This window comes from Acinetobacter sp. 1207_04, from assembly GCF_052850415.1.
This window is the reverse complement of sequence record NZ_VXCQ01000019.1, coordinates 18,578-37,885: the sequence shown is the minus strand read 5'-3', so window position 1 is coordinate 37,885 and position 19,308 is coordinate 18,578. Positions and strand designations below refer to the sequence as shown.

Sequence of the window (19,308 nt, the reverse complement as noted above, 5' to 3'; positions counted from 1 at the left end):
TCATATTTACCTGATTTTATTCGCAATCTGATAATATTTTTCTACATTGACTCCATGATATTTTCACACAAATATTAGAATATGTCTTTATCGAATCCAGTTCGGATTTCGAAAAATGAAGAGCAAAGATCATGAAAAAATTAACATCTGGTTTATTAATTGCATTTACTACCGCTATTTTCGCAGGCTCTGCAATGGCTTCAACTCCAACACAACATGTCACTGAAAAAACATCGAGTGTACAAATGACCAAACAGCATGAGTCAGCAATACACAAACACGAAGGTCATAAAAACATGAAACATACATCAGTTGCCGCAAAAAGTTCAGAGGAAAAAACCTTAGCTAAAAAATAATGTCTAGATATTTTGCTTTCACAATACGCTTCGCCACAGTTACTCCAGATTTCTGCGGCGGCGTTTTATTTTTATATTTAGTGCTTTAATATCTTATTTAATATCTAATTTTTCGGTCGGTTTGGTTAACCACAAAGACATTTTTCTCAGTAAATTATCAAAAAATGATTGTTGCAACAGCCAACACGTCAATATAGACAAGACAATGCAGATACCAATTTCAGCATAAATATTCAAATTGAGTTTCAGATAACGGGCAATCAGAATCACGACAAAACCATGCAACAAATATACAGGCAAAGTATTTTTCCCTAATTTGACCCAACGTGAGCCCAATGTTTTGCTTAGGGCAAAAATAGCAAACACTCCTAATGTAGATATCAACATATAAAAACTACGAATCAAAGTTCCATCTACGGCACTGACTTTCAATTGTGCATAGCTATAACTACCATATAGCCAAGAGGATTTAACCTGCGCAAAATATACTAGACTTGCAATCATCAATAAAATGATCGAACCCAGAATCCATGCTTTATGAAACTGCTGGATTTTATGAATAAGCGTCTTTCCACACATCACCCCGATCATAAAAAATGGGAAAAATGTAAAAATCCTTCCTACCGAATATTGGTAGTTGTTCGAAGGACTTAATCCAACCAATAAGCATAAAATAATCGATATCGGTACAGCAAAATGTTTAAGCTTCATTAAAAAATGTGCCAAAACCGTCCATACAATCATGCCTTGTAAATACCATAGAATCCAATATGGTCGTTCAAAAATATGCCAATTAAGCTGAAATTTACCTGACCAAAGTGCATCGAATAATGGAAAAAGCAGTTGAAATGGAATATATAAGGCTATAAAAAAGATGATATTTTTAAACCATTTATTATCTTTATAAAATAAACCTGAAATAAAAATAAACGCGGGCATATGAACAAAATAAATCGTGCCCAGTAAGACATGATCAATCGGATTGCCCCACCCAATCATACGTTCTAAAAAATGCCCAAAGACCACTAAAAAGATCAGAACGGCTTTAGTTGTATCTAAATAGTGATCTCTCATACGTTGGCTTCTATTCAGTATTTGGATATTACAGCGTTGTTTATGAAATTATAAGCGGAATAAATCATTCATCACACATCTAAAACCGCCTGAAAAATATCACTTAAAAAAATACACCACGTAGTATTTTCAGCTTTAAAAAAGGATCATGCTACACTCAACATGTTTTCCCCTATTTAATCATTTTGATGCAATGAGTAAAAAGCACAACTACCAACCTGGGCAATTTTATTTGGCGTTCCTTCATCCTCGCTATTGGGGTATTTGGGTGGCGATTTTATGTTTGATGATGCTCGCAATTTTACCTTGGGCAATTCAGCATCGTTTAGCAAAAGCATTGGGCAGTTTTGCCTATGACAGACTAAAATCACGTCGTAAAACTACCATTCGAAATTTGGAAGTATGTTTTCCCGAATGGTCGCCTGAAGAAGTGCAAAAAAATGCACGTCTCGTTTTTATCGATATGATGATCGGGATTTTTGAAACCTTAAATGCGTGGTACTCACCTAAATGGTTTAAAAATCGAGTCACTGTTGAAGGTTTAGAGCATCTGCATAAAGCACAGGACGAAGGTAAAGGTGTGCTACTTTTAGGTACACATAGTACTTTGCTCGATGCAGGTGGTTATCTATGTACTCAATTTTTTGAGCTTGATGTGGTATATCGCCCACAAAACAATCCATTATTAGACATGCTGATTTACCGTTGCCGTAGCACAATTTATAAAAATCAAATTGACCATGACAATATGCGTGGTTTAATTCGTAATCTTAAAGATGGTAATGCTATTTGGTATAGCCCTGATCAAGATTTTGGTCTAAAACAAGGGGTTATGGCACCTTTTTTTGGTACGCCTGCTGCAACTGTCACGGCGCATCGTCGTTTGTTAAAAATGTCTCAAGCTGTTGCCATTCCACTATATTTTTATCGTTATGGCGATATTAAAAATCCACAATACAAAGTCATCCTTGAGCCCATTGTTGAGCCTTTACCGAGTGAAGATGAGTTAGATGATGCAACTCGAGTCAATAAAATTATTGAAAATCAACTTCGCATTGCCCCAACCCAATATATGTGGTTTCACCGTCGTTTTAAAACACGACCTGACGGCTATGACAAAATTTATTAACAATCGATCCAATGAACAACCATCCAAGCCAACACCTGTAAAGGAAAAGCCATGAAAGTAATGCAACTTCTACCTGAATTGAACAGTGGCGGTGTGGAACGTGGAACACTTGAAATTGCTCGTGCGCTCATTGCCGATGGTCATGAATCTATTGTCGTTTCAAATGGTGGACGCTTAGTTCCTGCACTTGAACAAGAAGGAACAACGCATTTAACCCTACCTATTCATAAAAAAGCTCTTTCGAGCTTGTGGCAAATTCGTCCATTACGAAAACTGATTCTTCAATATCAACCTGATGTGGTGCATGTGCGCTCTCGTGTACCTGCATGGCTCACACATTTTGCATTAAAGGGCATTCCTGTTGAGAAGCGCCCACATCTCATTAGTACCGTACATGGTTTTTATTCGATTAATCGTTATAGTCAAATTATGACTCAAGCTGAAAAAGTCATTGCTGTTTCAGATAGTGTGGTCAAATACATTACCGATCATTATAAAAATTGCCCACCTGAAGACATTGTACGCATCTTTCGAGGCATTGACCCTCAAGCATTTCCACATGGCTATCAACCACCCGCACAATGGTTCCATCAGACTTTTATCGATTTTCCTCAATTGGAAAATAAATTTTTAATTTGCTTACCGGGACGAATTACACGTCTCAAAGGACACGAAACACTAATCGCATTGGTTGAAAAACTACATCAGCAATATCCACAACTTCATGCAGTTGTCGTCGGTGGTGCTGATCCTAAAAAAGCTACATATTTAGATGAGCTTGAAAATACCATTCAAAGTAAAGGACTTCGAGATCAAATTACCTTTGTCGGTCATCGTTCAGATATTCGTGAATGGCTTGCGATGAGTGATCTAGTGTTATCACTTTCTAATCAAGCAGAAACCTTTGGCCGTACTGCACTCGAAGCTCTTTCTGTTGGTACACCTGTTGTAGGTTGGAAACGTGGTGGCGTTGCAGAAATTTTATCTCGTCTCTATCCACAAGGTTTAATTGATGTTGACGATCAAACCGCTCTATTTGAAGCAGTACAATTGCATATTGATAACCCTCAATACGTTGCTCCTGTTACCCAATTTAGCTTGAAAGATATGTGTGATCAGACCATTCAACTGTATAAACGTGTGGTTCAAGGTAACTAATTTCTATTTCTCGATACAAATTTTAATATCTGTTCAAATATAAATTAGGTACGCTTTTAATTGCCGATGATGTTGGAAATATCATATGGCGTATTTCAAGTAAATAAGTACTAAAATATAATGAAAAGCGTGATTTAAAATGGTGATTCGCCACCATTTTTATGCCTATTTTTTGCTCATCTTTTCTTTTATGATCAAAGCATCTATATCAGAAAATCTCTAAAACAAAGCAAAACCCGAGTTCTGCATCCTGCAAAACTCGGGTTCTATGAGGTTGTGCTTTCAAATCTTATTGTTATTTTACGATATCCATACCGTCATCATATCCATGATATCTACATTCAGCGTCATCTTCCATATGGGACTTTCCATTCCCGTCTCCCTTGCCGATGAATATAGATTAAGCTGATAGATATCCTTACACTATCCGCTATGGACTGAAATCGATGTAAGCATATGCGTACAAAATTCAAAATTTTCACGTTATTCCTGTCTAACAATTTTTCACAACAACCAATTCATTTATAATCTTTTGCAATTTCATCTGTGACCATCTTTTCTTCTTTTTCAGCCTTTTCAATACCTTCCTGAATTGCTTGCTGTGCTTCTTGTTCATCAGCATCGGTTTGTTCTAATTCTTCCTGAATTTTCTCAAATACTTTTCCTGTTTGTAAAATCACATGAATTGGAAAATGATCTGAACCAATAAAAGGTAATCGCTCCATTTTAACTAAAGCAAAATCATTACTGTGAAAAACATGATCGAGTGACCATCTTAAAAACCAATAATTGGCATGAAAAGTATTGACATATTTACGCCCAACTCGAGGATCAAGCAGACCACTAATACGCTGAAACAGTCGTGTTGTTCGCGACCAAGCAACATCATTTAAATCTCCCATAACAATACAGCTTTCATCACGGTCTTTGATTTGATCTCCCACAATAAGTAACTCAGCATCACGTAAAGTCGAATCTTTGGCTTCCGTTGGACTTGGTGGTTTTGGATGTAAGCAATATAAACTGACAGGCTGACCTGATGGCAAAATCACAGTACAGTGAATAGAGGGTATCTCTTCACTGAGAATAAATTTCACATCGATATCTATTAGTTTTAATTTGCTGTACAAATGCATACCGTACAAATTATCCAAAGGTATAGGTACACGGTAAGGATAATCTGATTCAATGGTCGATAAGGCATTTTGCCAAATCTGATCAGTTTCAAGAGTTAAAACTAAATCGGGTTTGTGCTTTGTAATTTGTTCAATGAGTAAATGATATTGGGTATTAGGTGTTAAGACATTCGATACAATCATTGAAATTTGTCGATTTACATCTAATTGTTCAGGACGTACTTGAGCAACTTGCTTCTTCCAAACAAACGTATAAGGCAATACCATTTTCAATTGGTAAGCCAAAGCCGCTATAAGTCCCAGTAAAACTATTTCTCGGATTAAATCCCAAGGTGCTTGCCAAAAAATTAAAACAATCAAAGTAAAAAAACCGACTGCTAATATCTGTAAGCGTGGAAAATCTGCACCTCGAAACCACCACTCATCTCTCGGAATAAGTGACCAAAAACTCAGCCAAATAACAATACCTGCGAGAATTTTAATTCCGATCATTTGTTGTCATCCTCATATTCTCATTTTTTTATTGATTCATAAATTTATATCAATTTTCCATGTAACATAAACAAGATATATTGCACAATATAGTTGCTGTTTTCATTGTGTTGCGCTTGCAGTTAAGCGCACTTTTGATACACTCGAAACCCCTTTAATTTTTTTATTAACGCACCGAGGCACAATGACATGAAAGTAGGTCTGGTCGGTTGGCGCGGGATGGTTGGTTCTGTCCTGATGCAACGTATGGTTGAAGAAAATGATTTTGCTCACTTCGAGCCATTTTATTTTTCTACCAGTAATGCAGGCGGTGAAGCCCCTGCATTTGGTGGTAAATCTGCTCCAGCACTTATGGAAGCGACAGACATTACCAGTCTGAAGCAAATGGATGTCATTATTACCTGCCAAGGTGGCGATTATACTTCTGAGGTTTTTCCAAAGCTAAAAGCTGAAGGTTGGAATGGCTATTGGATTGATGCTGCATCTACCTTACGGATGGATGATGAAGCAATCATCGTGCTTGACCCAGTCAACATGAATGTCATTAAAGATGGTTTGGTGAATGGCACTAAAACATTTGTTGGCGGTAACTGTACAGTTTCGTTGATGTTGATGGGCCTTGGTGGTCTATTCCAAAATAATTTAGTGGAATGGGCAACCTCGATGACATATCAAGCTGCTTCAGGCGCAGGCGCGCAGAATATGCGTGAATTGATCAACGGTATGGGTTATTTGTATAACAACACCAAAGATCTTTTAGATGATCCTAAATCACCCATTTTAGATATCGATTCTAAAATTGCAGCACTGCAACGTGGCGAAGGTTTCCCTTCTGCAAACTTTGGCGTGCCTTTAGCAGGTTCACTCATTCCTTATATCGACAAACAGCTTGAAAGCGGTCAGTCGAAAGAAGAATGGAAAGGTCAAGTTGAAACCAACAAGATCTTAGCAACATCACAAATCATTCCAATTGATGGTCACTGTGTGCGTATTGGTGCAATGCGTTGTCATTCTCAAGCATTAACATTAAAGCTGAAGAAAGATGTACCATTGAACGAAATCGAAGATATGTTACGCAATGCCAACTCGTGGGCGAAAGTTGTACCCAATACACGTGATGCCTCTATGACAGATTTAACACCCGTTGCAGTAACGGGTACTTTATCTGTTCCAGTTGGTCGTTTACGTAAGTTGAACATGGGTAAAGAATATCTGGGTGCATTCACTGTAGGTGACCAACTTCTTTGGGGTGCAGCAGAGCCACTTCGTCGTATGCTTCGTATCTTAATTGACTATAAAAATGCTTAAATCTTTTTGTATCTGATACGAAACGAAAAGCCGATCACATTAGATCGGCTTTTTTTATGTAACTAGATGGTAAATATTTTACATTTCCATAACAGCTAGGTATTGTATACTTTTGCTGATCCGAACTTCATCTGAGCAATGGATAGAGATGACTGTATATAACAAATTAAAAATCGCCATTTTAGCCATTATTTCATCGCAGACTTTTGCGATTACCATTGATCCCATTCAGGTTCAATCGGGTTCTGGGGATTTATTGTATGCGGAAATGAAATTCCGTCATTCTGACCCAAATGCGCGTATTGAAGTTGGGCTTGCTGAAGCAAATGACCTGATGACTATTGGCGTTGCACACCAACCGCCTGGACATTTAAACTTTTTCACTAGACGTACCGGTGATGGCAGTGGTGTCATTGTGATTACCTCATCACGTCCTGTGGTCGACTCTGAACTGAATATTTTGCTTAAAATTAAAGAAGGCTCAGCAACCCATATTCAACAGGTTAAAACAGTACTAAAGCGTAGTCGTCCTGTAGCAGAACCTATTTCCTCAGGAACTGAAAAAGCACTGATTCCTCAGATAATTGTCAGCGAAAAAGATATTCAATTGAATTTACCAAGTAGCTCACAATATCAGGCACTCAATACTGCACCTACATCTGTTTCAACATCTGTACAAAGTAATACTTCTGCTCAATTAAGTACGCCTGTTGCCATTAGTATTACGCCGTCACACATTACGCCATTGGTCACTCAAAAATCTGCGCCTCCTTTAATGAATTCAACAGCTGTTATAAATTCTGAAAAATCAAATGCAACTGTGTTTAATCCTCAAGTGACACCAACAATAATATCAACACCTCAAGCTACAGTTCAGCCTGAAACAAAAGTGGCTGTTGAACAAGTCTTACCTACTCCTGAGCAAAATCAAGCGACTCAAAAGAAAAATCCTCAGGTAGAAGAAAAAGCAAAAACTACAACGACCAATAAGCAATCAAGTCAGCAAACAGCATCAAATAAGACCAATACTGCAGACAAACATATTGTTCAAGCCAATGAGTCATTATGGAGAATCGCATCTCGTATTGCATCACAAAGCAATCAAAGCGTGCCTGAGGTGATGCGTCAGATCAAAGCCAATAATGAACATGCATTTATTCAAGGTGATATCAATCGTATTCGTCGTGGTGTTGCATTAAATCTATCAAATAGCGCCCAAACAGCGACAAAAAATACAAGCAAACAAAAAGCGATTACTCCACCAACAACACAGAAACAGTCGGGTAAAGCTAAATATCGTTTAGGGCAAGATGAAATGAGCCTTGTTGCTGATAACAGTCTTGATGCTACACATGGGAAATCGAAAAAAGATCATCAGCAAAATCAAACAAATGCGGAATTGTCTACAAAAGTTATGACATCCCGAGAAAAAACGGTTAAATTACAGAAGAATGTATCTGAGTTAGCACTAGCTTTACAGCAAAAAGATCAAAGAATTCAATTGCTGAATGCAAGGCTTGCGCAACTACAGCAACAATTGCAGCAACAGAATCGTAGTAAAAAGTCTGCACAGTAATTTATTAATATTTTAAATAGACTTACACATCTATTGTTTGGTTTTTTCTTGGCAGAAAATGCGATAAAAATGATGAATAGTGATGATGTTAGTTTCATGAATAAAGTTCATTGATCTCAATGAAGGGGTTAAAATATGTTGTATGTGATTCCTTTTGTAGTACTACTTTTAGTACTCATCGTGCTGAAAAAGCGCGAATCGGCAAATAAGGAACAAGCTCAAAAATCGAATAAAGCAAGTAGTAGAAAGTCGACCAAAAAAAATACTACACGCTCAACACAAACTCGGCAGACTCAATCCAAAGTCGTCGAAGATGCCGTTGTTATTCAAAAACAGACAACACCATTAAAAGCCGACTTCAAAAAAAATATTGAACGCTTAATTCAAGAAAAAAACTATTTTTCTGCTGAAGCAAAAATCAATCAAGCATTGAATCAAGATAACTCACAACATGAGTTGTATTTATATTTACTTGATGTTCATCAAGCACATAAAGATGATCTAGCTATTGATCAGTTGCTAAATCATATTCGCTCACTCGGCTTAGAAGATATTTCAGCACAAGCTAACGCTAAACAAAAAGCTTATGAAGAGCAAGTTAAAGAATCTTCATCAGATGGTATTGATTTTGATCTTCCAGCAAGTAAAGCTGAGCCAGCAACGCAAAATACACAATCTACTGCTGCTTTTGATGCGTTAGTCAGTCCAAATACAACAACGGCATCACCAAGTAATAGTTTTGACCTATTACAGTCAGAGCTCGATACTGAAAAATCAGCACCTGTACAACAAACTTCCGTTCCAACGCTTGATTTTTCACAAGAGCTCAAAGAACCTCAAGTACAAGAAACTCAAGCAGAGATTAAACCTCTAGATTTTAATTTCAGCTTAAATTCTGATACCCCAAGTGTGATTGAAGCGCCTGTTGAACCTGTCGCAAAAGCAGTAACATCTGATATTCAACCTTTAGAATTTAGTTTTGATATTGCACCAAAAACCGAAGAATCCCCTGTCATTGAAAAAGTGGCAACCGTTATTGATCCAACGGACAGTTCTCCTGAGTTTCAGCTTGATTTGCCTGAGCCAATTACGCACGATGCTGTAAAGCCTGCTTCAACAGAAAATATAGCTCCGCAAATTGACAGTAGCCTCGATTTTAACTTTGACATTGCAAAAGAAGTTCCGCAAGAAGTATCAACAACCGAACCAAGCCTAAGCCTTGATTTTGAACCAAGTGTTACTGAGCCTGTATTATCCGAACCAACAGAAGAAATCGTTGCAACTATACCAGTTTTTGATACTCAAAAAGCTGAGCTTGTACCTGAATCAATTCCTACAGTACAAGCAAGTAATGATCCACTCGTACAATCATTCCCTGAGCTATTATCTATCGATGATGCTCAACTCAATTTGGATTTGGCAGAAAAGTATATTGAACTCGGTGTCTATGACTCAGCACGTCAATTATTGAATGGCACTCAAGATTACACCCCTGCACAACGTGAACAGTCAGAAAATTTACTGAGTCGCATAGCTTCTTAAAAAAAATCGATTTAAGATAAAGCAGTCATTTATGACTGCTTTTTTTATGCTGATGAAGAATATGAATAAAATTGCCTTAATCTATATGGGTGGAACTTTTGGTTGTATTGGTGAACCACTAAGCCCGATGCCTGAATCGACCTTTATTCCGCAGCTACAACAGCTATTGCCCACAAAATATCAAACTATAGTAAGCTGCTTTCAAGCCGCCTCGATTAAAGACAGTAGTGCTTGTACGGCTCAAGATTGGTTGCAACTGATTCAGCAGATTCAAACCTTACAACTGCAAAATTTCCAACACTTTATTATCATTCATGGTACAGACACACTCAGTTATGCATCAGCAGTCTTGGCACAGTTTTTACAACAGTCATGCCACGTTATTCTTACAGGAAGCCAATTCCCACTTTTAAATATTGAAGGAACAGCTCTTCGTTCAAAGACGGATGCCTTAGATAATCTCAATACATCACTTGAAGCAATAACTCAAATTAAAGCAGGTGTCTATCTTTCTTTCCATCAACAAGTTTTTTATGCACAAACAGCCTTTAAAGTGCATACAACCGACTTAAATGCCTTCAATGGCATAACTATTCAGGAAGAGCACCAAGATTTCTCTAGTAAAGCTTTATTGCCTTTACACGTTGAAATGATGCATATCGAAAAAGCAAACATGCTCAATATCATCAATTGGATGATGTTACCAATTGAAAAAAATCAACTTAGCCAAAATTTAAAACAACTACTCAATCAAGTACCTGACTTCCTAATTATTCAAGCCTACGGTACAGGAAACCTAGCAGTAAATGATGAAATTATAAATTTATTTCAGCAATTACGTACACTCGGTTGTCAAACCATTCTCACTACACAAGTTCTACACGGCGGAATAGATCAACGCTATGCAATTAGCCAATGGATTAAAGAAACAGGCATTTTATTGAGTAATTCACATACTCAAGCCGATCTTTATGCCAAAATTCTGAAAATTTATTTACAATACCCCACTTCGGAACAATGGCATGACCATTGGCAATGATCATCCTGAATAGAGGTTTTTATGCAACGCTTTGCAATTGGAATTGAGTTTTGTGGTATGCGGTTTAAAGGTTGGCAAACTCAACAGGCGGGCGTGCGTAGCATTCAAGAAACCTTAGAAAAAGTACTTAGTACCATTGCCGATGAACCAATCATTTTACATGGTGCGGGTCGTACCGATGCAGGCGTACATGCCACCAATATGGTCGCTCACTTTGATACCAATGCTATTCGCCCACTAAAGGGTTGGTTGATGGGTGCAAATAGCCAACTTCCTAAAGATATTTCGATTCAATGGATTAAAGAAATGGATATGGATTTTCATGCCCGTTTCAAAGCCAAATCTCGTCGTTATCGTTATGTGGTTTATCAGTCACCAAGTCGCCCTGCACTACTCTATAAGCAAGTGACCCATGCCTATTATCCGCTCGATGTTGATAAAATGATTGTAGCTGCGCAAAAGTTTGAAGGTACGCATAACTTTGAAAGTTTCCGTGCAGCAGCCTGTCAATCCAATCAACCTGTACGTCATGTCAGCCATTGTCGATTGATTCGTCATGGCAACTATCTAGTGTTAGATATTCAGGCAGATGGCTTCTTACATCACATGGTGCGTAATATCATGGGCTGCTTATTAGAAGTGGGGCAAGGTCTATATGATGTTGATCATATTGATGAAATTTTTGCAGCAGAAGATCGTAAAGCGGCAGGTATTACTGCTCCACCCGATGGTCTATATTTCATTCAGGCACATTATCCTGAGCAATTTGAACTACCTCAACAGCCTTTAGGACCACATTGGTTGAATATGCCTGAGTAACTTCAGTATATTTTAAATGCTTAATGGGAAAATTATTCCCAATGGTTTATTAAATCTACCGAATTGTTCATTCATTTATTTTTCTCAAACAATAGCCCAATAAAAAAGCTCCGAATATTACAATTCGAAGCTTTTTTGAGTATCACAATTAGAAATATTAACGCTGTTTACGCTTTCTATACTCCACAGGCGTTTCATTCGTCCACCGCTTAAATGCTCGGTAAAACGTACTCGGCTCAGAGAAACCAGTTAAATATACAATGCGTTCAACACTTTCACTCGTATTCGCTAAGAGTTTTTTTGCAAGACGACAACGATAATCCGACAAAATCTGCTGAAAACTTGTGTTTGCCTCAGACAACTGAGTCCGTAAACGACGTGGCGTAATACTGAGCTGTGCAGCAACGGTTTCAAGTGTCGTCTCGCCACTTTCTAAAGTTGAACCAATCGCACGGCGCACTTCACCGACCAAATCATAACGTGCCAATTCTTGTAATTTCTCAATCGCAAGTTGTTCATGCAATTGCAGAAGTTCAGGTTCGGCTTGCCACAGCGGATAATCCAAAATGGAAGGATCGAAATATAAACGGGTTTCTTTCTGCCCTAAACTCACGGGGCATTCGTAGACTCGAAGATATTCTTCATCTGCTGCACCTTCACTAAAATTAAAATCGATATAGATCGGCTCAAAACGACCTTCAGTAATAAATTTAAAAAATCGAAGAATACCCGAAATCGCACATTCAGAAAAATGCCGATTAACAATATTTTCCGCCCAAGGTCGTACGCCATTGGTTAGATAACAACGACCGTCTTCCTGTACGAGCGTAGCATGAAAAGCATCACTAATCAGACGCTGATAGGCAAGTGCCCTTTTTAGCCCTTCACCGAAGTTTTCACTTGAAATAAATAAGTGCTCAATCACCTGCCCTCTATACAAAGGCAGATGCTCACCAAGATATAAACCAATGTCTGGGTTTTTACTGACTTCTTCAGCGGCTACCCAAAATGCATATTGTGCATTTAAGGGCGTTCGTGCATTTTGGTCGACTTGATTCAGTGCGACACCCGCTTTTGTTAAAATTTCTTCTGTTGGCAATCCCGCACGTCGGATCGCTTGATAGCCTAATCGTAAAACAACCGAAGCATCCGTTAGCTGACTCACGCAGTCCCCTTCCTTGTATCTTATTCATTATACTTAAATCAGAGATTTTTAGATTACAGTCGATTGACCAAACTGACAACAGTTATCGGTATTTTTTTGTAGAAATTGTTTCATGATCAGTTCGATTAATTAGGATGCATCTGGCACCTGTAAACCTCCATTTGTCTTGTTTTTTTCAAAAAAATTGCCTATAATTTGCCCCTTTCCAATTTGATCATCAGGTAGGCTATGGCCAATAAAGAGGAACTTATCGAGTTCGAAGGCGTTGTCACCGAAACGCTTCCTAATACTATGTTCCGTGTACGTTTAGAAAACGGTCACGAAGTAATCGCCCACATTTCAGGTAAAATGCGTAAACATTATATTCGTATTTTAACTGGCGATAGTGTTAAAGTCGAAATGACACCATACGACTTAACAAAAGGTCGTATTACTTATCGTGCACGCTAAGTCTTAGCAAGCGAAAAGCCACTTTATTAGAGTGGCTTTTTTCATTTACGCCTAGCGCCTATTTAAGCGTTAGATTTTCTACGCCTGTATAAAATCAATTAAAGTATTAGTTGCGCAGTACATTGGTCTTACATCCCACAGTATTACACTCGCGAATGCGCTCTATTAACCACGCATTACGTTCTTGAGTTTGCTCTAAATTACAATTTACAAATACTCTACGTTCCTCGTTATCTGAACATTGTTCATCACGCTCTCGAATCCAAGCCAATTGAGATTTTTTTAAAATACTTTTTTGTGATGTATTTAATTTCCCTTGTAATAATTTATAGTTTTTATTCAGCTCAGCATCAGCACTCGCAAAAATCTTATTTGTACAGTAAATGTCATCATAAGCATTCCGTGCATTTTCGCAGTTATCGGCAAATGCCATGTTTGAACCCATCAACATGAATACACCGAGTAACATTGACTGACCTAGACGCTGAACGGGAGCGTTCATTTTTATTAATGTTTCCATCATTCATTCTCACTTTTTTTATTTGCTGTACTTTGATGTAACCCCGCTACATCAGGATCAATTTTTTAAAAATCACTGAATATAACCAATAATCAGAATTTTCATCACATTTATATTTTAAGCAGAGTTTATATTCTATTATGTTGTTTATTGTGTATTCACTTGCTCTAGAAAAAGGTGGTGGTGTATGAATTGGAAAATATCAATAGCCTCGCTATGTAGTATGGCTCTTTTAACGGCTTGCCAAACTTCTCAGCCTACAAATTACATGCAATTGGACAAATATCTCAACAGCTTCATTGGTCAAGATAGCCAAAAAATTCAACAGCAAATTGATTTTAAATCTCTAGGATATCAAGCAAACCCCACACCCCAACTGACAGACTCAACGCTGACTTATATTATTCTTCGTCCCGTGAACATTCCCGTTACTGTCACTCCAACTGTCGGTGTTAATGCAGCAGGCGTTCCCGTAATTCGCAATGATCCTTCAAGCTCACCAACGTATGATATCAATTTCAACTGCAAAGTGATTTTCAATTTGAAGAACAATATCGCTCAGTCAATTGATTATTATGGTAAAGCATGTTGATTTAAGCATTTGAAATATCAAAATATCGCCATAAAAAACACAGCCAAAGCTGTGTTTTTTTATTCAATTGAAACTTCAGGTGAACTTAGTTCAATGCAGCAACAACTGCTTGACCCATTTCAATTGTACCGACTTTTTTCATCCCTTCTGACATGATATCGCCTGTACGTAAACCTTGATCTAAAACGCTACCTACTGCATCTTCAATCGCTTTTGCAGCAGCTTCTTCACGGAATGTGTAACGCAGCATCATGGCAACAGAAAGAATCGTTGCTAATGGATTGGCAATGTTTTGACCTGCGATGTCTGGTGCTGAACCATGACATGGCTCATACATCCCTTTACCATTTTCATCTAAAGATGCAGATGGCAACATACCAATTGAACCCGTTAACATTGCTGCCTCATCAGACAAAATATCACCGAACAAGTTACCTGTAACGATCACATCAAACTGTTTAGGCGCACGCACCAATTGCATTGCAGCATTATCAACATACATGTGTGAAAGATTGATTTCAGGATATTCTGCTTCTTTCATTGCCGTCACAGTTTGTTTCCAAAGCTCAGTCACTTCAAGGACATTGGCTTTGTCGACTGAACACACTTTACCACCACGTAAGTTCGCCATATCAAAGGCAACTTTTGCAATACGTTTGATTTCAGATTCTGAATAAACGTCAGTGTTAAAGCCCTGTTTTTCACCGTTTTCTAATTCACGGATACCACGAGGTTGACCAAAATAGATTCCACCTGTCAATTCACGAACAATCAGAATATCTAAACCTGCAACAATTTCAGGTTTTAAGCTTGATGCATCGGCAAGTTGTGGATACAGAATCGCAGGACGTAAGTTTGCAAATAAATTCAATTCACTACGAATTTTCAATAAACCACGTTCAGGACGAATTGAACGTTCAATAGCATCCCACTTTGGACCACCCACTGCACCCAATAAAATTGCATCGGCTTTTTTCGCCTGTTCTGCAGTTACTGCAGGATACGGTTCGCCATGTGCATCAATTGCCGCACCACCAAGTAAACCTTGTTCCCATGTCAATCCAAGGTTGAATTTATCATTTACAGTCGTTAAAACTTGTTCTGCTGCTTTAACAATTTCAGGGCCAATTCCATCGCCCGCTAAAATTAAAATTTGTTTTGACATGAGTGTTTCCATTTGAGGTTTCAGTATCAAATTTACTGAAGAAGTTTAAATTTTTTGTTCAATGTATTCACTCACTCCCGTCACCACATTATAAGGACGACAGAAACGGCGAATAACCCGAGTGTTTTGCAACAAATCTACGCACAATGGTGGTGGCGCAGATACATTCAATAAACTACCGCTATTTTGTTTACGGTCACGGTACATTTTGAATGTATATTTTTGATTGGCTTTAAACCGATGGATCACATGGAATACTTCAGCATGTTGCTGTGATATTGGGTAAAAGCGAATGACTAACTCATGTTGCTTCGCTGGAACGTACAAATAAAGTTGCTTCTTTAACTCTGTACTTTCCGTATATTTCACCCAGCCACGTTTTACAGCATCTGAATTAATCCGTTGTGTTTTTTCATTCACAACAATCAAATCATCCAAACGACCAAACTGACAGCTTTCAGCACCACTACAGTAAATCTGCACAGTATTTTGATTTACATCACTTTTACTGTCAGGGTGTCCTTTAACAGCGTCAAACATTTGACACGCACCTAGCACACTACTACCAAATACCATCAAAAGACTATAAGCTAAATTTTTGGTCATTGTTTCTGCCCAACCTCACTCAATGAGTGCATACATTGATTTCTTATGCACGTCATGTTAGCAAGAGTTCGGCATTCAAGCCATGTAAAATTAACCTTTGATTTCAGTAAAGACCCAAGGACGTGATTGCTTGGTTTTCGCCTCATAGGCTTTAATGTCATCTGACACTTGTAAAGTTAAACCAATGTCATCAAAACCATTTAACAAACAATGCTTACGAAATGGATCGACTTCAAATTTGAAGCTTTCGCCATTTGTAGTACGGACTTCTTGCGCTTCAAGATCAATTGTTAACTGATAACCTTCATTGGCATTACATTCTTTAATTAACTGATCGACAATTTCTTCAGACAAAATTACAGGCAACATGCCATTTTTAAAGCTGTTATTGAAGAAAATGTCTGCATAACTTGGCGCGATTACAGTACGAAACCCATATTCTTCCAATGCCCACGGCGCATGCTCACGGCTTGAACCACAACCGAAGTTTGCACGTGTAACAAGGATAGACGCACCTTGATAACGCGGTTGATTCAATACGAAATCTGGGTTTTTAGGACGTTTTGAGTTGTCTTGCCCTAAAAAGCCTTCATCTAAATAACGTAATTCATCAAATAAATTTTCTCCAAAACCTGTACGTTTGATTGATTTCAAAAACTGTTTTGGAATGATCAAGTCTGTATCGACATTGGCACGGTCTAATGGTGCAACGATACCTTGTTCAACGGTATATTTTTTCATGGTCAATCTCGTTATTTAAATCTCAGAGAAGATGACATTTGTTTAATCATCTCATTCATTTTATCTTTCTCTGATACAGGATAATCAAAGTGGACGACTATAGCCTCTCTATTTTTTACGACAATATGATCATAAAAAATGTTACCCGAAGAAGTATATCCACTGATGGTATAACTGTTCTGCTTCTTTCTTTGATAAGTAATGGAATTCTCTTTAGAATACTCTGATTTTAAAGATGCTAAATATTGCTGATCTGAGTCATAGAATACGCCTGGCGCATGTGTTCCATACGCCCGAATATCTGCTTTACTACCTACCAATTTGAAAATTCGTCCATCGCCATTAATAGATTCTGGATATTGAGTTTTCAATGATGATGGGTAATCAACACAAAACTGAAAACGTGGATTACAATATGTACTCGCATTTACCCATGTAGAACAACTCAATAAAGCGATACATAAAAATCCTATTTTCATATTGAGTAGTCTATTCAAAAGGTTCTCACATCAACAAAGTGACCTGAGATTGCTGCCGCAGCCGCCATTGCAGGACTCACCAAATGCGTACGACCACCATTCCCCTGACGGCCCTCAAAGTTACGGTTTGATGTCGATGCACAATGCTCACCCGGTTGTAATTTGTCAGCGTTCATTGCCAAACACATTGAACAACCTGGCTCACGCCATTCAAAACCTGCTTCGATTAAGATTTTGTCTAAACCTTCCGCTTCCGCTTGCGCTTTCACTAAACCAGAACCCGGAACCACCATCGCTTGTTTAATGGTAGATGCCACTTTTTTGCCTTGAGCAACTTCCGCAGCAGCACGGATATCTTCAATACGTGAGTTCGTACAAGAACCAATAAACACACGGTCTAATTGAATATCTGCCAATGCTTGACCTGCTTCTAAGCCCATATAGCTATAAGCACGCGTCCAATCATTGCGCTGTACGTCATCTTTGGCTTGTTCCAAAGTCGGAACCGCTTGAGTTACAGGAATCACCATCTCAGGCGAAGTTCCCCAAGATACTTGGGGTTCAATCTCTTCACCTTGTAATACTACAACGGTATCGAAATGTGCGCCTTCATCAGAAACCAAAGTATTCCAATATCCAACTGCGGCATCCCACTCTGTACCTGTTGGCGCATAAGGACGATCTTTCACATAGGCAATGGTTTTGTCATCGACAGCGACCATACCAACTCGTGCACCACCTTCAATTGCCATATTACATACGGTCATACGACCTTCAATTGACATATCACGGAATACTTGACCACCAAATTCAATCGCATGGCCTGTACCGCCTGCCGTGCCAATTTTTCCGATAATTGCCAATACAACGTCTTTCGATGTCACGCCTTGACCTAACTTACCGTCAACACGAACCAACATATTCTTCATTTTCTTTTGAACTAAGCATTGAGTTGCCAATACATGTTCAACTTCTGATGTGCCAATACCGTGTGCCAAACAACCAAATGCACCATGTGTCGCAGTATGTGAATCGCCACATACAACCGTCATACCTGGTAAAGTTAAACCTTGTTCAGGGCCAACAACGTGTGCAATACCCTGACGAATATCATTAATTTTAAATTCAACAATATTAAAGGTTTCACAGTTGTCATCCAAAGTTTGTACTTGGATACGTGAAGTATCATCTTCAATACCCGCAATACCTTGTTCACGCTCTTTTTTGGAGGTTGGAACGTTGTGGTCTGGTGTTGCTACATTTGCACTTAAACGCCACGGTTGACGATTGGCAAGTTGTAAACCTTCAAAAGCTTGTGGAGAAGTCACTTCATGCAATAAATGACGATCGATATAAAGTAATGCAGAGCCATCATCTCGTTGTTTTACTAGATGGTCATCCCATAATTTGTCATACAACGTCTTTGGAACTTGCGTTTTTGGTATTTGATTTTTTGCTTGTTGGTTTTCGCCTGCCATGTCGAAATGCTCCACTGGACTGGGTAAATTCTTTCATTAAACTGATTATAGCCTCGTTTTTACATAAATCTAATTTATCATTTTTATTAATTTAAAAACTTTTTGGAATTATTAAGTATCATAAATGAAGAGTTAAAAAAATGCATTTACAAAACCAATCACTATCAATCAAAAATTCTTTTTTACTTTATAGATGATAATGATTATTATTTAATTAAATCCAAATTAGATGATAATCCTTATGGCTCGTATTCAAAACTTTGTTCAAAACAATCAACGTATTTTCAAAAAAACATTAAGCTATTACATTATGCACATCACGGTAGCAATGCTCGTGGCATATATCATTACAGGTAATTTTTGGATGGCACTGACTTTAAGCCTAGTTGAACCCACAGTTCAAGCCGTTGCATTTTTCTTTCACGAAAAAGTATGGATTGCCAAAGATCGTAAAAATGCCATCAATCATTAATTTTTATGGAT

General features: G+C 38.1%; 20 protein-coding genes. 11 read left to right on the top strand and 9 right to left on the bottom strand.

What is annotated here, in order from left to right:
- Positions 1 to 131 precede the first annotated feature (131 nt).
- Positions 132 to 356 carry a hypothetical protein gene (locus FW754_RS14750; RefSeq protein WP_409512336.1) on the top strand — a complete coding sequence of 75 codons (225 nt, stop codon included), beginning with the start codon at positions 132 to 134 and terminating at the stop codon, positions 354 to 356.
- A gap of 93 nt (positions 357 to 449) precedes the next feature.
- Here the strand turns inward: FW754_RS14750 and FW754_RS14745 are convergent, their stop codons facing one another.
- Complete coding sequence (locus FW754_RS14745) at positions 450 to 1,430, bottom strand: acyltransferase family protein (RefSeq protein WP_446325063.1); 981 nt, start codon at positions 1,428 to 1,430, stop codon at positions 450 to 452.
- Between the two features lie 193 nt (positions 1,431 to 1,623).
- On the opposite strand from FW754_RS14745, the gene FW754_RS14740 reads away from it, so the two are divergent.
- Both FW754_RS14740 and FW754_RS14735 read left to right on the top strand, forming a co-directional pair.
- Positions 1,624 to 2,559, top strand: a complete 936-nt coding sequence (locus tag FW754_RS14740) for an LpxL/LpxP family acyltransferase (RefSeq protein ID WP_409512338.1) — start codon at positions 1,624 to 1,626, stop codon at positions 2,557 to 2,559.
- A 51-nt stretch (positions 2,560 to 2,610) separates the two neighbouring features.
- A complete protein-coding gene (locus FW754_RS14735; protein WP_446325062.1) occupies positions 2,611 to 3,717 on the top strand; it encodes a glycosyltransferase family 4 protein in 1,107 nt (368 codons plus the stop codon).
- 518 nt (positions 3,718 to 4,235) lie between these two features.
- On the opposite strand, the gene FW754_RS14730 is transcribed toward FW754_RS14735, so the two are convergent.
- On the bottom strand, positions 4,236 to 5,345 hold the full coding sequence (locus FW754_RS14730) for an endonuclease/exonuclease/phosphatase family protein (protein WP_446325061.1): 1,110 nt from the start codon (positions 5,343 to 5,345) through the stop codon (positions 4,236 to 4,238).
- Between the two features lie 189 nt (positions 5,346 to 5,534).
- On the opposite strand from FW754_RS14730, the gene asd reads away from it, so the two are divergent.
- The 5 genes from asd to truA all read left to right on the top strand — a co-directional run bounded on the left by asd (position 5,535) and on the right by truA (position 11,629).
- On the top strand, positions 5,535 to 6,653 hold the full coding sequence (gene asd / locus FW754_RS14725; protein ID WP_446325060.1) for an aspartate-semialdehyde dehydrogenase: 1,119 nt from the start codon (positions 5,535 to 5,537) through the stop codon (positions 6,651 to 6,653).
- Between the two features lie 148 nt (positions 6,654 to 6,801).
- The gene (locus tag FW754_RS14720; RefSeq protein ID WP_446325059.1) at positions 6,802 to 8,229 is read left to right on the top strand and encodes a FimV/HubP-related protein; all 1,428 of its coding nucleotides are present in this window, start codon (positions 6,802 to 6,804) and stop codon (positions 8,227 to 8,229) included.
- A 135-nt stretch (positions 8,230 to 8,364) separates the two neighbouring features.
- Positions 8,365 to 9,771 carry a hypothetical protein gene (locus FW754_RS14715; protein WP_446325058.1) on the top strand — a complete coding sequence of 469 codons (1,407 nt, stop codon included), beginning with the start codon at positions 8,365 to 8,367 and terminating at the stop codon, positions 9,769 to 9,771.
- Positions 9,772 to 9,832: 61 nt separating this feature from the next.
- On the top strand, positions 9,833 to 10,810 hold the full coding sequence (locus FW754_RS14710; RefSeq protein WP_446325071.1) for an asparaginase domain-containing protein: 978 nt from the start codon (positions 9,833 to 9,835) through the stop codon (positions 10,808 to 10,810).
- Between the two features lie 21 nt (positions 10,811 to 10,831).
- The gene (truA, locus tag FW754_RS14705) at positions 10,832 to 11,629 is read left to right on the top strand and encodes a tRNA pseudouridine(38-40) synthase TruA (RefSeq protein WP_409512344.1); all 798 of its coding nucleotides are present in this window, start codon (positions 10,832 to 10,834) and stop codon (positions 11,627 to 11,629) included.
- Positions 11,630 to 11,786: 157 nt separating this feature from the next.
- Here the strand turns inward: truA and FW754_RS14700 are convergent, their stop codons facing one another.
- A complete protein-coding gene (locus FW754_RS14700; RefSeq protein ID WP_409512345.1) occupies positions 11,787 to 12,794 on the bottom strand; it encodes an AraC family transcriptional regulator in 1,008 nt (335 codons plus the stop codon).
- Between the two features lie 228 nt (positions 12,795 to 13,022).
- Between FW754_RS14700 and infA the strand changes: the two genes are divergently transcribed.
- A complete protein-coding gene (gene infA, locus FW754_RS14695) occupies positions 13,023 to 13,244 on the top strand; it encodes a translation initiation factor IF-1 (protein ID WP_001284370.1) in 222 nt (73 codons plus the stop codon).
- 106 nt (positions 13,245 to 13,350) lie between these two features.
- On the opposite strand, the gene FW754_RS14690 is transcribed toward infA, so the two are convergent.
- A complete protein-coding gene (locus FW754_RS14690; protein WP_409512370.1) occupies positions 13,351 to 13,713 on the bottom strand; it encodes a lysozyme inhibitor LprI family protein in 363 nt (120 codons plus the stop codon).
- A gap of 238 nt (positions 13,714 to 13,951) precedes the next feature.
- Here FW754_RS14690 and FW754_RS14685 point away from each other — a divergent pair, with 238 nt between their 5' ends.
- Positions 13,952 to 14,356, top strand: coding sequence for a hypothetical protein (locus tag FW754_RS14685; protein ID WP_446325057.1), 405 nt, complete (start codon positions 13,952 to 13,954; stop codon positions 14,354 to 14,356).
- Between the two features lie 85 nt (positions 14,357 to 14,441).
- On the opposite strand, the gene leuB is transcribed toward FW754_RS14685, so the two are convergent.
- The 5 genes from leuB to leuC all read right to left on the bottom strand — a co-directional run bounded on the left by leuB (position 14,442) and on the right by leuC (position 18,825).
- On the bottom strand, positions 14,442 to 15,521 hold the full coding sequence (gene leuB / locus FW754_RS14680; protein ID WP_419348699.1) for a 3-isopropylmalate dehydrogenase: 1,080 nt from the start codon (positions 15,519 to 15,521) through the stop codon (positions 14,442 to 14,444).
- A gap of 45 nt (positions 15,522 to 15,566) precedes the next feature.
- Positions 15,567 to 16,127 (bottom strand): hypothetical protein, encoded by a 561-nt coding sequence (locus FW754_RS14675; protein ID WP_409512348.1) that lies wholly within the window; start codon positions 16,125 to 16,127, stop codon positions 15,567 to 15,569.
- A gap of 90 nt (positions 16,128 to 16,217) precedes the next feature.
- A complete protein-coding gene (leuD, locus tag FW754_RS14670) occupies positions 16,218 to 16,868 on the bottom strand; it encodes a 3-isopropylmalate dehydratase small subunit (RefSeq protein WP_446325056.1) in 651 nt (216 codons plus the stop codon).
- An 11-nt stretch (positions 16,869 to 16,879) separates the two neighbouring features.
- The gene (locus FW754_RS14665; protein ID WP_446325055.1) at positions 16,880 to 17,365 is read right to left on the bottom strand and encodes a hypothetical protein; all 486 of its coding nucleotides are present in this window, start codon (positions 17,363 to 17,365) and stop codon (positions 16,880 to 16,882) included.
- A complete protein-coding gene (gene leuC, locus FW754_RS14660; protein ID WP_446325054.1) occupies positions 17,362 to 18,825 on the bottom strand; it encodes a 3-isopropylmalate dehydratase large subunit in 1,464 nt (487 codons plus the stop codon). The genes FW754_RS14665 and leuC overlap by 4 nt, the downstream gene beginning before the upstream one ends.
- A 235-nt stretch (positions 18,826 to 19,060) precedes the next feature.
- Here leuC and FW754_RS14655 point away from each other — a divergent pair, with 235 nt between their 5' ends.
- On the top strand, positions 19,061 to 19,297 hold the full coding sequence (locus FW754_RS14655) for a DUF2061 domain-containing protein (RefSeq protein WP_409512371.1): 237 nt from the start codon (positions 19,061 to 19,063) through the stop codon (positions 19,295 to 19,297).
- The last annotated feature ends 11 nt before the right edge of the window (positions 19,298 to 19,308 follow it).